The sequence below is a fragment of the Williamsia limnetica genome (assembly GCF_003217475.1).
Classification (GTDB): Bacteria; Actinomycetota; Actinomycetes; order Mycobacteriales; family Mycobacteriaceae; genus Williamsia; species Williamsia limnetica.
The window spans coordinates 51,957-66,157 of sequence record NZ_QJSP01000014.1; the positions used below are offsets into that span (position 1 = coordinate 51,957).

At 63.9% G+C, this 14,201-nt stretch carries 15 protein-coding genes and 3 tRNA genes; 6 read left to right on the top strand and 12 right to left on the bottom strand.

Annotated elements, in window-relative coordinates:
* Positions 1–12: 12 nt before the first annotated feature.
* Positions 13–417, top strand: coding sequence for a holo-ACP synthase AcpS (gene acpS / locus DFR67_RS21840; protein ID WP_110471604.1), 405 nt, complete (start codon positions 13–15; stop codon positions 415–417).
* A 4-nt stretch (positions 418–421) separates the two neighbouring features.
* Here acpS and DFR67_RS21845 read toward each other — a convergent pair whose 3' ends face one another.
* Entirely contained in the window at positions 422–1,111 is a 690-nt protein-coding gene (locus tag DFR67_RS21845; protein ID WP_425451318.1) for a TetR/AcrR family transcriptional regulator, read from the bottom strand.
* 19 nt (positions 1,112–1,130) lie between these two features.
* The gene (gene bcp / locus DFR67_RS21850) at positions 1,131–1,604 is read right to left on the bottom strand and encodes a thioredoxin-dependent thiol peroxidase (RefSeq protein ID WP_110471605.1); all 474 of its coding nucleotides are present in this window, start codon (positions 1,602–1,604) and stop codon (positions 1,131–1,133) included.
* Positions 1,605–1,743: 139 nt separating this feature from the next.
* Here bcp and DFR67_RS21855 point away from each other — a divergent pair, with 139 nt between their 5' ends.
* The gene (locus DFR67_RS21855; RefSeq protein ID WP_084891930.1) at positions 1,744–1,965 is read left to right on the top strand and encodes a DUF3618 domain-containing protein; all 222 of its coding nucleotides are present in this window, start codon (positions 1,744–1,746) and stop codon (positions 1,963–1,965) included.
* A gap of 165 nt (positions 1,966–2,130) precedes the next feature.
* Here the strand turns inward: DFR67_RS21855 and DFR67_RS21860 are convergent.
* Positions 2,131–2,203 (bottom strand) — tRNA-Lys (locus tag DFR67_RS21860).
* Between the two features lie 206 nt (positions 2,204–2,409).
* Here DFR67_RS21860 and DFR67_RS21865 point away from each other — a divergent pair.
* A complete protein-coding gene (locus tag DFR67_RS21865) occupies positions 2,410–3,624 on the top strand; it encodes a L,D-transpeptidase (RefSeq protein WP_110471696.1) in 1,215 nt (404 codons plus the stop codon).
* Positions 3,625–3,771: 147 nt separating this feature from the next.
* On the opposite strand, the gene DFR67_RS21870 is transcribed toward DFR67_RS21865, so the two are convergent.
* Positions 3,772–3,844, bottom strand: a tRNA-His gene (locus DFR67_RS21870).
* Between the two features lie 83 nt (positions 3,845–3,927).
* Positions 3,928–4,527 carry an oligoribonuclease gene (gene orn, locus DFR67_RS21875; protein ID WP_110471606.1) on the bottom strand — a complete coding sequence of 200 codons (600 nt, stop codon included), beginning with the start codon at positions 4,525–4,527 and terminating at the stop codon, positions 3,928–3,930.
* A 64-nt stretch (positions 4,528–4,591) separates the two neighbouring features.
* Between orn and DFR67_RS21880 the strand changes: the two genes are divergently transcribed.
* The gene (locus tag DFR67_RS21880; RefSeq protein ID WP_110471607.1) at positions 4,592–6,160 is read left to right on the top strand and encodes a helicase HerA-like domain-containing protein; all 1,569 of its coding nucleotides are present in this window, start codon (positions 4,592–4,594) and stop codon (positions 6,158–6,160) included.
* Positions 6,161–6,185: 25 nt separating this feature from the next.
* Here the strand turns inward: DFR67_RS21880 and cmrA are convergent, their stop codons facing one another.
* The 6 genes from cmrA to DFR67_RS21910 form a co-directional block, all read right to left on the bottom strand.
* Entirely contained in the window at positions 6,186–6,989 is an 804-nt protein-coding gene (cmrA, locus tag DFR67_RS21885; RefSeq protein WP_110471697.1) for a mycolate reductase, read from the bottom strand.
* A gap of 48 nt (positions 6,990–7,037) precedes the next feature.
* Positions 7,038–9,083, bottom strand: a complete 2,046-nt coding sequence (locus tag DFR67_RS21890; RefSeq protein WP_110471608.1) for an NADPH-dependent 2,4-dienoyl-CoA reductase — start codon at positions 9,081–9,083, stop codon at positions 7,038–7,040.
* 39 nt (positions 9,084–9,122) lie between these two features.
* Complete coding sequence (locus tag DFR67_RS21895; protein ID WP_110471609.1) at positions 9,123–9,680, bottom strand: PadR family transcriptional regulator; 558 nt, start codon at positions 9,678–9,680, stop codon at positions 9,123–9,125.
* Between the two features lie 78 nt (positions 9,681–9,758).
* Positions 9,759–11,075 carry an HNH endonuclease gene (locus DFR67_RS21900; RefSeq protein WP_110471610.1) on the bottom strand — a complete coding sequence of 439 codons (1,317 nt, stop codon included), beginning with the start codon at positions 11,073–11,075 and terminating at the stop codon, positions 9,759–9,761.
* Between the two features lie 82 nt (positions 11,076–11,157).
* Positions 11,158–11,556, bottom strand: coding sequence for a DUF6188 family protein (locus DFR67_RS21905; protein WP_146240499.1), 399 nt, complete (start codon positions 11,554–11,556; stop codon positions 11,158–11,160).
* A gap of 66 nt (positions 11,557–11,622) precedes the next feature.
* Positions 11,623–11,970 (bottom strand): VOC family protein, encoded by a 348-nt coding sequence (locus tag DFR67_RS21910; RefSeq protein ID WP_110471612.1) that lies wholly within the window; start codon positions 11,968–11,970, stop codon positions 11,623–11,625.
* 66 nt (positions 11,971–12,036) lie between these two features.
* Here DFR67_RS21910 and DFR67_RS21915 point away from each other — a divergent pair, with 66 nt between their 5' ends.
* Both DFR67_RS21915 and DFR67_RS21920 read left to right on the top strand, forming a co-directional pair.
* Positions 12,037–12,561: a helix-turn-helix domain-containing protein gene (locus DFR67_RS21915; RefSeq protein WP_110471613.1), complete on the top strand. Its 525-nt coding sequence runs from the start codon at positions 12,037–12,039 to the stop codon at positions 12,559–12,561.
* A gap of 107 nt (positions 12,562–12,668) precedes the next feature.
* Positions 12,669–14,030, top strand: coding sequence for a phenylacetate--CoA ligase family protein (locus tag DFR67_RS21920; RefSeq protein ID WP_110471614.1), 1,362 nt, complete (start codon positions 12,669–12,671; stop codon positions 14,028–14,030).
* Between the two features lie 33 nt (positions 14,031–14,063).
* On the opposite strand, the gene DFR67_RS21925 is transcribed toward DFR67_RS21920, so the two are convergent.
* Positions 14,064–14,137, bottom strand: a tRNA-Arg gene (locus DFR67_RS21925).
* Positions 14,138–14,201 lie beyond the last annotated feature (64 nt).

Here is a 14,201-nt window from a genome sequence, read left to right on the forward strand (position 1 = left end):
AATGTCTGACGGATGACGGTGATCGGAGTGGGGATCGACCTCGTGTCGATCCCCGGCTTCGCCGAGCAGTTGAGGCAACCGGGGACCACGTTCGCGGACCGTTTCACGGTGGGGGAGCGGCGCGACGCCGCGTCCGGCACCGGTAGCGAGGCGAGGCATCTGGCGGCCCGGTGGGCGGCGAAAGAGGCGGTCATCAAGGCGTGGTCGGTCAGTCGGTTCGCACGTAAACCGTTGCTGCCCTTGATTCGCCATGGCGACATCGAGGTCGTGACGGATACGTGGGGCCGCCCGGCGATTCGGCTGGGTGGGGAAATCGGAGAGCTGCTCGCGGGCACGGTCGTCCACGTCTCCCTGACCCACGACGGCGACATGGCCGGAGCGGTGGCGATCATCGAGGACGCACCGGCGGAGAGCTAGGGCGTCAGCGGCTGTTCTCGGGGTCCTCGAGCATCATGTAGCGGCCGAGCATGAGCTTGAGCTCGGCTACCGTGTCGGGGTGGTTCTGACCTTCTTGCACCGAGAAGCTCAGCAGCGAATACGCCGTGTGGACCAGTAGTTCGGACATCAACGCCCGCCGGCTGCGTTCGGGCGTCAACGGGGCGATGATCCGGGCGACCAATGCGGCCAGGGCCTTCTCGTGCACCATCGCGGTCGCGCGGGTCGCGGGGGTCGACTGCACCGCGAGCCACACCGCGCGCCTCGACGGATCGTCGTGCCACAGCTGGGCCAGGTGGTCGAGGAACTTCTCCAGCAACCGTGGCCAGTCGAGCGAGGGGACCTCCGCCGCGAAGGTCGCCAGTTCGCTCTGCACACCGGTGGCGTCCTGTCTGTCGAGTTCGCAGACGACCACGTACTTGTTGGCGAAGTACTGATAGAGCGTCCCGATGGGGACGTCGGCGCGCTGTGCGATGTGCTCGCAGGTGAGCGATTCGAACCCGACCTCGATCAGCAGATCTCGCGCCGCCGCCAGCATCGCGTCGAAACGTAGTTGGCTTCGCTGCTGGGTCGGCCGTTTCCGGGGCACCAGTGGCTCTGAGCTCAGCAGCCTCGAGGCCCCCGGCTTCAGGGCATCACGGGACCCGGTGTCGGGTTCGGAATGCACCTGGGCCATGGGGGTCGCACGCTTCCGATCAGACTGCGAGGTCGCGGCGGAGTTTCGCCACGTGGCCCGTTGCCCGCACGTTGTACTGGGCGAGTGCGATCTTGCCGTCGGCGTCGACCAGGAACGTCGACCGGATGACCCCGGTGACGGTCTTGCCGTACATTTTCTTCTCCCCGAAGGCGCCCCATGCGGTCAACACGGACTTGTCCACGTCGGACAGCAAGGGGAAGGTCAGGGACTCTGCATCGCGGAACTTCGCGAGCTTCGCAGGCTTGTCAGGCGAGATTCCGACGACGTCGATGCCCTCGCCTCCGAGTTCGGCGAGGCTGTCGCGGAAGTCGCAGGCCTGCTTTGTGCAGCCCGGCGTACTGGCCGCGGGATAGAAATAGACGATCACCTGCCGTCCGCGGTAATCGTCCAGCGAGACAGTGTTGCCGTCGGCGTCGGGGAGGGAGAAGCCTGGAGCGTTGTCGCCCACCGCGAGTCGTGTGTTCTCAGTCATCGTCTTCAGGCTAGCCGAGTGGGCAAACGTGTGGCGGAGCACTGCCGATCCTCGCGGTGAACTACCGTAGAGCCGATACTGACCGGCCGAACACGCACCTGGCCACCGGCGAGGCGGCGCAGCACTAGATGGAGGACCTGTGGGACGCGACACCGACGGAATCGAACGCGACATCGAGCGGGCCCGCGACGAACTCGCCGGCACCCTCGACGCCCTGGCCACCCGGGCCAGCCCTGCGCGGCTGGCCGAAGACGCCAAGTCCACGGCCCTGACAACATTGCGCAAACCCGCGGTAGCGGGATCGCTGATCGCGGTCGGTGTCGTGGTGTTGGCGGTCGTGATCAAGAAGATCGCGAGCTGAGCGGGGAGTTCGTCGATGGGGGCTGCGCAGGCGCGGCCCCCATTTTCGTATCTGCCTACGGTGAATCCACGTGCGCAGCAGCAGTTCCTGTCGTCATTCGATCGGACGAATTCACCCGGTGACACAAAAAAATCCCCGGAGCATGCTCCGGGGATTCCTTCGTTGTGCGCCATCAGGGACTCGAACCCCGAACCCGCTGATTAAGAGTCAGCTGCTCTGCCAATTGAGCTAATGGCGCTCGTTCTTTCGAGTTGGAACGGTAGCAGGCCGAACCCGAGAAATGAAAATCGTGTGGCGCGCGAGCCGTAAACCAGGGCTTTTGCGGCGGTTCGCAGTTCCCGGTTGTCTGGCTTTGCACGTAGACTCTCGCGCAGATGGTTTCTTGCCCGCGTCGTCGGGCCTTAGGCAGATGTTTGGAGTGAGATGGGGTTCCGGCAGGCCTCCATGAGCAGCAGGGTCGGCAAGCCCGCTGCACTGGTGATATTCCTCGTGACGCTCGCGGGTGTCATGTCAGCGTGTTCGTCGGATCCGACTCCGCCGAAGTACAGCGATCAGGTGGTCAGCACCACGCCGTTCGACGATCTCCTGCAGCCCGCGGTGGAAGTGACCGGGTTCGCGGACAAGCCGGTGGTGGACGGTGATGTCGGGTTCGCACCCGGTGCGCCGGTCAAGGTCACTGCGAAAGACGCTCGCCTCACGGACGTGACCATCACCAACGCCGGCGGCGGGACGCCGGTTCAGGGGACGCTCTCGGAGGACAAGAAGTCCTGGACGGTGCCGGCCGGGTCGTTCGGGTACAACAAGAAGTACACGCTGGTGGCCGACGCCAAGGGCATCGGTGGCACCACACAGTCGACCACCACGTTCACGACGAGTTCGCCGAACAACCTGACGCAGGCGTACCTGCTGCCGGAGAACAACTCGACCGTCGGTGTCGGCATGCCGGTCTCGATTCGCTTCGACGAGTCGATCCCGAACCGGAAGGCCGCGCAGGACGCGATCACCGTGACCACGGATCCGCCCACAGAGGGTGCTTTCTACTGGCTCAGTGACACGGAGCTGCGCTGGCGGCCGGAGAACTACTGGAAGCCCGGCACGAAGGTGGACGTGGCCGTGAACACCTACGGCATCGATCTCGGTGACGGACTGTTCGGCCAGGAGAACCTGAAGACGAACTTCACGATCGGCCGCGAGCTCATCGCGACGGCCGACGACAACACCAAGACGATCACGATCACCGAGAACGGCAAGGTCATCAAGACCATGCCGACCTCGATGGGCAAAGACTCCACGCCGACCGACAACGGCACCTACATCATCGGTGACCGAGTCGACTCCATCGTGATGGATTCATCGACATACGGTGTGCCCGTCAGTTCTTCGGCCGGATACCGGCTCGACGTCGACTACGCGACGCAGATGTCGTGGAGCGGTATCTACATCCACTCGGCGCCGTGGTCGGTCTACGCACAGGGCAGCGAGAACACCAGCCACGGCTGTTTGAACGTCAGCCCGGAGAACGCGCTCTGGTGGGTCCAGAACTCGCTACGCGGCGACGTCATCACCGTCAAGAACACCGTCGGCCCGGAACTGTCGGGCACGGACGGGCTGGGCGACTGGAACATTCCCTGGGAGACCTGGAAGAAGGGCAACGCCTAGTCAGGTCCCGACCCGCTCCACTTTCGTCAATCCGCTCCGCTTCCAGAACCTTGGGAGCGGAGCGGATTGCTGTAGGTGGAGCACGTCGCCGTTGCTCCGACAGAAGAAGGCCTGCTTCGCCGAATGCGGAGCAGGCCTTCTTGTCGGGGTGGACGACGGGACTCGAACCCGCGACAGCCAGAATCACAATCTGGTGCTCTACCAACTGAACTACGCCCACCATCGGTACCGCTAGCGGAACCAGGGACTTACTCTAGCGGCATGCCGGGCCGGAATTCCAATCGGTATTCTGGCCTGGCGAAATCATGCTGGACCGAGGGTCTTTGTGACCTCTTCGATCTCGGCCGACTCGGGTCCGGGCAGCGGCACGAACGCGGTCGCCCGGTAGTACTTCAACTCCCGAATCGACTCACGGATGTCTGCCAGAGCCCGATGGGACAGCCCCTTCTCCGGTTGGCCGAAGTAGATCCGGGGGTACCAGCGCCTGCACAGCTCCTTGATCGAGCTGACGTCCACCATGCGGTAGTGCAGGTACCCGTCGAGCTTGGGCATGTCCCGCGTGATGAATCCCCGGTCGGTGGCGATCGAGTTGCCGGCCAGGGGTGCCGCGCCTGAGCTACCGATCTCTTTGCGGAGGTAGTCGAGGACCATCTTCTCGGCTTCCTCGATGGTCACCGTGGACCGGCGCACCTCTTCGGTGAGGCCGGAGGCCGCATGCATTTTCTTCACCACCGCGGGCATGGCAGCGAGGGCGTCGTCGTCGGCGTGGATGACCACGTCGACACCGTCCCCGAGAATGTTCAGTTCGCTGTCTGTGACAAGGGCTGCGATCTCGATCAGTTTGTCGCTGCCCAATTGCAGCCCTGTCATCTCGCAGTCGATCCACACAAGTTTGTCTTGCACCCTTGCACCTTAGTGGAGCGATAGTCTTTGCCAGCAGACAAGCCACTCGAGAGGACATCCCACCGTGACCGAGCCAGTTTCGCCCGCCCAGGAAATCGCGGCTGGATATGCCACCGACGGTGTCGCCCTCGAACTGGGCACGGTCGTCGTCGGGGGCAAGGCGGATCCGTCGGCGAAGGTCCGGATCCCGCTGGCGATGATGAATCGGCACGGGTTGATCGCCGGGGCGACCGGGACTGGCAAGACCAAGACGCTCCAGGTGATCGCCGAACAACTCTCGGCCGCCGGTGTCCCGGTGGTGATGGCCGACATCAAGGGAGATCTGTCAGGACTGAGCCGGCCGGGCACGACCAACGACAAGGTGGCGGCCAGGGCCTCCGACACGGGCGACGACTGGACACCGACGGCATCGGCGGTGGAGTTCGTCTCGTTGGGCACAGAGGGCATCGGTGTGCCCATCCGGGCCACGATCACGTCCTTCGGCCCGATCCTGCTCAGCAAGGTTCTGGGGCTGAACACGACTCAGGAATCGGTTCTGGGCCTGATCTTCCATTGGGCAGATTCGCGAGGCCTGGCGTTGCTGGACCTCAAAGATCTCCGGGCTGTGATCGCGTATCTGCTCAGCGATGAGGGCAAAGCCGAACTCAAGGGGATCGGTGGGGTGTCCGCAGCGACGGCAGGGGTGATCCTGCGCGCGCTGACCAATCTGGAAGCAGACGGCGGCGACACCTTCTTCGGTGAGCCCGAGATCGACCCCGCCGATCTGTTGCGGGTGAATCCGGACGGCGCCGGGATCATCACGCTGTTCGAACTGGGGCAGCAGGCCGCGCGGCCCGTGCTGTTCTCGACATTCTTGATGTGGATCCTGGCGGATCTCTTTCAATTCCTGCCAGAGGCCGGAGACGTCGACAAACCGAAGTTGGTGTTCATCTTCGACGAATCCCACCTACTGTTCACCGACTCGTCGAAAGCTTTCGAGGAGCAGGTGGTGCAGACGGTCAAACTGATCCGGTCGAAAGGGGTCGGGGTCTTCTTCTGCTCCCAGCAGCCCACCGACATCCCGAACGATGTGCTCTCGCAACTTGGCGCACGGATTCAGCACGCGCTGCGCGCATTCACCCCGGATGACCAGAAGGCACTGTCGAAGACCGTCCGGACATACCCGACGACCGAAACCTACGACCTCGAGAAGGCGCTGACGTCGCTGGGCACCGGTGAGGCGATCGTGACCGTCTTGTCGGAGAAGGGTGCACCGACGCCCGTGGCGTGGACGATGCTGCGCGCTCCGCGGTCGTTGATGGATACCATCGGCGCCGAGTCGATCACGGCGGCTGCGGCGGCGAGTGCTGTGCAGGCCAAGTACGGCCAGACGATCGATCGGGAATCGGCCTACGAGAAGCTGAATGCGAAAGTGCTTGCGGAGCAACCGGTGCCGCAGGTCCCCATGTCGCCACCGCAGGCGCCCGCAGAGCCGGCACCCGCTTCGAAGCCCACGAAGGACAAGGACGAGCCGGGACTGGTGCAAGAGGTGCTGGGCAACTCTGCGGTCAAGAGCTTCCTTCGCTCGGCCGCGTCGGCAGCGGGCCGGGAGATCACCAGGTCGATCTTCGGAACTGCCCGCCGCAAGCGTTGAGCGCAGCTCACCGTCACGTTCGGTGTCAGTCGCCGAACTTGCGGTAGAACCGGCCGACGATGGGTGCGGTCAGGTTCCTCGGGATGTAACCGCCGGCGACGGACATCGACTTCGACAGCACACCAGGGACGACGCGCATCTTGTTGCGTTCGAGTGCATCAAGGCTCGACTTGGCGACGTACTCGCTCGAGTTCCACAGGAAGTCGGGGACCACCCGATCGACGATGCTGGCCTCCTCGGGGGTGGGCGTCTGCGTCCGGACCGGGCCGGGTGCCAGCAGCGTCACGTGGACACCCGCGGCGGCGACCTCGCCGCGCAGTGACTCCGACAGGGTGTTCACGAAGGCCTTGGACGCCGCATAGGTGGCGTTGTTGGGGATCGGCATGTTCCCTGCCGCCGAACCGACCATGAGAATCCCTCCTGAGCCCCGCTTCACCATCTGGGGGAGCACCGCGAGGGTGAGGTCATGAACCGCAACGGTGTTGAGGCGGACCTGCGCTCGCTCGTATTCCGCATCGAGCTCGGCCAGGGGGCCGAAGGTGGCGATGCCCGCGTTGTTGCACAGGACGGAGATCTCCCGATCGCGCAGCACTGAGCACAAGGCGGACGTTGCGTCCGGGTCCGACAGGTCGGTCGCCATCACCTCGACTTCGACACCGAACCGGGCAGCGAGATCCGTGGCGGTCGCGTGCAGGATCTCTGCTCGACGCGCGACGAGGATCAGTGAATGACCGCGGCGGGCCAATTCAATGGCCAGAGCTTCACCAATTCCCGATGAGGCCCCGGTGACCACGGCCCTGGCCGACGCTGACGGTGCTGGAATACCCATGGCGCAGATCGTAACCGGCTGCGCGCCCACTGAGGAGGCCTCGGGGGCTCAGACGATGCTCGCCGCGACCTCCGTGCCCTGCCGGATGGCGCGCTTCGCGTCTAGCTCCGCGGCGACGTCGGCGCCGCCGATGACGTGGGTGTTGACGCCACTCAGTGTCAACGGATCGACAAGGTCCCGGACGGATTCTTGTCCGGCGCACACCACGACCGTGTCGACGTCGAGCAGCCGATGGATGCGTTCACCGCCCTCTTCTTCGGGAGCAAAGCTCAGGTGCAGGCCGGCGTCGTCGATCTTGTCGTAGCTGGCACCGGATATCTGCTCGACGCCCTTCATCTTCACGGTGGCGCGATGGACCCACCCCGACGTCTTGCCGAGGGTCTTGCCCTGGCGGCCGGGTTTGCGCTGCACCAGGAACACCGTACGAACGGCGGGGGTCGGTCGCGGCCTGCCGACGAAACCGGGGACGGTCAGATCATCGGTGATGCCCCATTCGTGCTCCCACTCTTTGATGTTCATGGTGGGGGAGTCATCGACTGTCAGGAACTCCGTGACGTCGAAGCCGATACCGCCGGCTCCGATGACTGCGACAGTCTTACCGATCTCCTTGTGCCCCAGAACCGCCTCGGCATAGGAGAGGACTTTGGGATGATCGATTCCCGGGATGGCTGGCATGCGCGGCGTCACCCCGGTGGCAACGACGACGTCATCGAACTTCTGCGCGATGAGGTCGTCGGCGCTCACCCACGTGTTGAGGTGAACCTGCACTCCGGTGACCGTCAATGCGGTGGTGAAGTACCGGATGGTCTCGGAGAACTCTTCTTTGCCCGGGATCCGTGCGGCAATCGAGAATTGACCGCCGATGCTCGCACCAGCCTCGTAGAGATGGACTTCGTGCCCCCGTTTGGCGGCGGAGACCGCCGCGGCGAGTCCGGCCGGCCCGGCGCCGACAACCGCGACGCGCTTGGACCGCTTGGTCAGGCCGAGGGTGAGCGTTGTCTCGCGACCCGCGCGCGGGTTGAGCAGGCATGACACCTTCTTGCCGACGAACGCATGGTCGAGGCAGGCCTGATTGCAGGCGATGCAGGTGTTGATCTCGTCGCCGCGTCCTTCCTTGGCCTTGTTCGCGAACTCGGGATCGGCCAGCAGTGGCCGCGCCATCGAGATGGCGTCCACCCGGCCTCCCTCGAGGATCTGCTCACCGAGCTCGGGGGTGTTGATGCGGTTGGAGGCGATCAACGGGATCGACACCTCTTCGCGAAGTCGCTCGGTGTAGCTGACGAAGGCGCCGCGAGGGACAGATGTGACGATGGTCGGAACCTGAGCCTCGTGCCAGCCGATGTCGGTATTGATGGCGTCGACACCGTGTTGTTCGAGTTTGCGTGCCAGCAAGGCGATCTCGTCCCAGGTCTGGCCGTCCTTGACCAGATCGGCGATGGACTGGCGCATGATGACCATGAAGTCGGGGCCGACTCGTTTGCGGATCTCTTTGACGATCTCGACGACGATGCGCTGCCGGTTCTCGGTGCTGCCGCCCCACTTGTCGGTGCGATTGTTGGTGCGGGTGCACAGGAAGGTGTTGAGCAGGTAGCCCTCGCCGCCCATGATCTCGATGCCGTCGTAGCCGGCGTCCTGCGCCAGTTTTGCGCACCGTCCGAATGACCAGATCGCGTGTTTGATGATCGCGTTGGTCATCTTGATCGGCTGGAACGGATGGACCGGTGATTTTTCCCAGCTCACGCCGAACTTGAACGGTGTGTACCCGTAGCGACCGGCGTAGAGGACCTGCATGGCGATCTTGCCGTCCTCTTTGTGCACAGCGCTGGTCAGCCGGCGATGCCGGATCACGTCGATCTTGTTGGTCAGCTTGCCGCCGAATGGCATCAGCAGGCCGGCGCGGGTGGGTGCGATGCCGCCGGTGATGATCAGGCCCGCACCGCCACGGGCACGTTCGGCGTAGTAGGCGGCGAGTTTGTCGACGTCCCAGATCCGGTCCTCGAGGCCGGTGTGCATCGAACCCATGATGACACGGTTCTTCAGCTCGACCTTGTTGATCGTCAACGGTTCGAACAACTTCGGGTATGGACTCGTCATGTGGAACCTTTCTTCGTCCGCGGGGGCTGGCCGCGATGTTCAGACATCAGGTGTTTGGTTGACTACGCCCTCGAGTGCGTTGATCACTTCGTCGCACCACTCGATGAACCCGGCTTCGATGCGCACACCGCCGCGCAGCACGAGGTATTGCTTGAGCTTGCGCAGATTCAGGGCCTCTGGGGCGGGATAGTCGTTTTTCTCGAATTCTTGGTACAGACGCAGGCGCTCTTCGTGGAGCGCTCGGTGCCGTCGTAGTTCGGCGATGAGCTCGGGCAGATCGGCAGCTTCGGCGGCGCGGATCTTCACGCCGAGTTCGTCGCGAAGTTGCCGTGGTTCGGTAGGGGAGCTGACCCATTCCCGAAGCGCTACACGACCTTTCTCGGACAGGGTGTAGACCTTTTTGTCCGGCCTGCCGTCTTGGGCAACCGATTCATAGCTGACCAGTCCATCGGCGTGCAGCTTTTTGAGCGTTCGGTAGATCTGCTGATGGGTGGCAGACCAGAAGTGGCCGATCGACCGGGTGAACTGCTGACCGATTTCGTAACCGGTCCCGGGTCGCTCAGCCAGCGAGGTCATGATCGCGTGTTCGAGGGCCACAGCAGCACCATACCAATGCAACAGGACACTATGCAACAGTGTTCATATGCCCGAGGCGCATAGTCAGAGTGATCGGTTCTACGCGGCGACCAGCTCACGCAGATGGGTCTCGACCTGGCTGGCCGAGGACGTGGTCAGCGTCAGTGATCTGACGCTCATCGGTGGGGCCAGTGACGTATGCCGATGGCCGGTCGGGGTGGTGACGGTCACCGAATGCCGGCTACCCCCTGGCGACGTGCTCTCGGAATGCCAACCCGGCGCCTGTTTGGCGTAATTGCATGGTTCACAGAGGCCCTGGCCGTTCTTGCCAGTGGTCGGACCGCCGCGTGCATGCGGTTCGACATGGTCGATATGCCGGATAGGAGCATCGCAGAATGGTGTTCGGCACGTTCTGTCACGAAGTCGGATCAGTAGTGCGAGGGCTTTGGGGAACGTGCGAGCGGCCGACTCCATTGCGACCAGGGCGCCTGTTGCGGGTCGGGCGTAGAGGCGGCGCAAAGCGAGTTCGGTATCGCGCCGGGCGGCGGTGGCTATGAGTTGGCGCGCGATCTCGGCAGGGATGGGCCCGTAGTCCTGGACATGTGCTGCGCCGTTGGTCTTGCCCATCAGCGCGGAGTCCGACAACACCAGGTTCACCGTGATGGGAGGTCCGTCGACCGCGGAGCATCCGGTGACTCGCTCGAACAGGACGTCGGCCATGATCTGATCTCGCGAGCGTCCATCCCCCTCGGCGGTGTGGAGATCGGCGGCACGGCGCAGCGCGGCGATCACCCCGACTCCTTTGGTGACTGGCAGCAAGGCGGTGACCGAGGCCATGCAATCAGGTGCGGGGCGCGAGGTGACCCTGCGGTCTTTCTCGGCTTTGCCGGACCGAGCAACCACTGCATGTGGATCGCGTTCGTACGCCAGTGCTTTCGCTCGTGCCTCCAGCTTCTTGTCGCCGATCCCGTGCAGGGTGGCGGGATCCCCGCACAGTTCCGCGTCTATGGCTTGCCGGTCGGCGAGATCGAGGTAGGCGGTCTCCTTGACGAGAATGGTGGCACGCCATTCGGAGAGCAGGCCAGAGCGGAGCGCGGCCATGGTGTGGGGCATCTCGTCGACCAGGGCCCGCGCGAACCCCAACATCCGGCCCCCGCGGTTCGGCGAGACCCGGGCTGCCAGCCGGATTTCCGAGGCAACACCCGATCCGACCTTGCTTGCCGGAAGTCCCAGGGCGAAGTGCTCCTCACGGCGTTTGGCATTCAAGTTCATGACTGCGTTGGCCTGCGCAGCCGCGCACGATGCCTTGAGTTCTTCCAAGGCGGTGAGCTGATCGACGGACTCCGTCGGAGTGACGTCGAAGTCCAGCTCGTGCAACTGCATTCGCAGCAGTGACACCGCTTCCGCACCGATCATGAGGCCCCCAGAGTTCGTTATCGAATTTGTGTTCGAAGTGTAGATCGGGGGTCTGACAATCCAACGCACGAAGAGTCTGCGGTCAGGAGGAGGCGTGATGGTGCTCGATGATTCGGACCTCGTCGGTCCGCTCGCACGTCGCATAACCGCGCCGCTTTGCGAACAACTCCCACGAGGGACGGTCCGGGTCGGTGGGGAGGTCGATGGAGCTGCCGTCGCCGAACTCCAGATGTACTGCGCCATGGTCGTCGCACTCGGCGACATCGCAGCGGTGGCCAAGCATCGTGAAAATAGGGCGTTGCTCGGGAATCACCTGTGCGGGATCGATGTCGTCGTGATCGATGCCGCGCCCACCGACCGGTGGTGAGGTGAGAGAGAAAGGCGCCCAGAGCACCAACTCGTGGTGGCCGTTGAAGAACAGGGTCAGATTGTCATCGAAGGTGAGGCGCTCGACGAAGTGGCCTTGTATCCACAGTTGCATGGCAACCTCCATGTGGCGGACATCACTTTCGACCGTATACCCATGGCTCGACAGACGCGACCGCGATCAGCCGACAGTCTCGGTCGACTGGTCCAAGACGTAGAGGGTTGCGCCGCCGGGTTCCTGGTACGCAGCGAGAAAACCTCCCGGTATTTCTGCGGGCTCGTCGACGACGGTGAGTCCGTCCGGTCGTCCGGCGTGAAATGACTCGAGTTCGTCGACCACGAACACGGGTCCGGGGGCGGCGTCGGGATCGGTGGCATCGAGCATGATCTGTGCGTCGCTTCCCGGCAACGTCAACGCGGCTGTGGTGTCGCCCTCGCGCCACAACTCGGTGAAGCCGAGGCCGTCGCGGTAGAGCGTCAGCGACGCGGCAAGGTCGGTGGTCGGGACCAACAGGAACTCGAGTTTCATGGCGTTCTTTCTATTCGTAGGAGTGGCGTAATTGGATTATGTAGAGCATAACGGCATTATGTACGAATGCGTGAGTGGATGCCGATATCGACCTCCCCGAAGGGGCGGCTCGCCGTTGCTGCGGTGCGCGCGTTCGGTCCACGTCCGTTCGATGAGGTCACCCTCGGCGAGTTGGCGGCTGCCGCACACGTCACCACCGGCGCGATCTATCACCACTTCGGCAGCAAGATCGAGCTGTATTCGTTCGCGCGCGAAGACGTGGAGCGGCGATTGCTCGATCGCATGGAAGGCGCTGCAGCAGCTTCCGCGGGTGAGGGGGGCCGCTCCGCGGCGGTGAATGCTGCACTACTGGTTGGCTTCGACTTCGCGGTGCGTGAGAACTTCCTGCATATCCTCGGCGCCCCGCCCGCGGGCTCTGAAGCCGACAGGCTGGCCGACGAGATCAGCGCTATGACAGCTCCGGCGTCGCCCGTACTCGGCCGCATGCTGGCGGGCGCCTGGCGCGCAGCGCTGGCGGCGGTGGCGGAGGGCTTCGACGTCGGTGAGGCTCGGGACGCACTCGGAACACTGGAGTTCAGCATCCCGTCCTGATCGGTTGAGCCACCGGCACCACGCGTGGGTGGCGAGCAGCACAGCGTGAACGTATGAATGCGGCTAGTTCGCCATGTCCGGTCCCGAGCGAGTGACAGTCTGACGAGGTGGCGTCATCCGAAGAGGAGCTCAAGTCCCTGCAGCGTGACATCCGAAAGGCAGGTGTCGATGATCCGGTGGAGAACACCCGCAGGAACAGCGAGCGACTCAATGCACTGGTGACACATGCCCGTACGCATTCGACGTACTTCGCCGAGCTTTATCGAGGCCTGCCCGACGAGGTGCAGTCGGTCGCGGAGCTGCCGGTCACCAACAAAGCGGAGCTGATGGCGTCGTTCGATGATTGGGTCACAGATCCGCGGATCACCCGTGGCACCGTCGAACAGTTCTTGGCGGACTCGGACGCCGCCGGCTCCAAGTTTCTTGGGGAGTACTTGCTCACTGTTTCGTCAGGAACCACCGGCACACCAGGATATTTTGTGACCGACCGATTCGCGATGCAGGTAGCGCGCGCTCTCGGCGTGCGCGAGCGAAGGCCTTCCATGATCGAGATCGCGCGAATCGTGAAACGCGGAAGACGAATCGCCGTGATCTCGACCGACACCGGCCATCGGATGGCGCGGGCATTGCTGCGTTGGCAGCAAGCGGAGGCAGGTGGCGGACAGCAGGCCCGCCTGTTTCCGGTGGATTCGCCGCTCGATGATCTCGTCGATCAGCTGAACGACTACGACCCTGCAGTGCTGACCGGGTACGCGAGCGCCGTCGCGCTGCTGGCAGGGGAGCAGGTGACCGGCAGGCTTCGGATAAGTCCGGTGGTGGTGAGACCGGTCGCAGAGGGTATGAGTGAAGCGATGACACGCTTGGTCAGTCAGGCCTGGCGAGCGCCGGTGATCAACACGTACGGCGCCAACGAGTGCCTGTCGATCGCCCGGGAGTGCGCGGCGGGCCGCATGCACCTCAATTCCGACTGGGTCATCCTCGAACCAGTGGACCGCAACGGGGCGCCCACTCCACCAGGAGAGCCTTCTCATTCGTCAGTGCTCACCACATTGTTCCGCCGTGTACAACCGATCGTGCGCTACGAGCTCGGTGACAGCATCACCATGGACATCGCGCCGTGTAAATGTGGGAACAGACTGCCGGCGTTCACCGTCACCGGGCGGATGGCTGACTTTCTGGAGTTCAGTGGTCCGCAGGGCACCGTACGCATACCGCCTCTGTTGATCACGTCTGCGGTGGACGCGGTGGCACCCAGAGCGCAGTACCAGATCGTCGTCGAGTCGCCGGACCGCGTTGCCCTGCGTCTGCGAGTACCAACCGGGGACGATCGCGATGCGGCGGCCGACGCGGCGGTCGGCAGGTTGCGCGAGTTGCTCACCGACCGCGGCCTGCACTCGGTTGCCGTCGTCGACACCGGCGAGGCCCCTCGGCGCAGTACCGGTGGAAAATTCTTGCGCGTCGTGCGCTGACGCGAGCGGTGCGTGCGTCAGATCCACTAGGTGTGCCCCCGGCAGGACTCGAACCTGCGACCTAGAGATTAGAAGGCTCTTGCTCTATCCACCTGAGCTACGGAGGCGTGCCGGTACACCGGCGCGAGTGAGTATATCGGCCCCGGCTCGAGCGGGCGGACGCAAGTCACA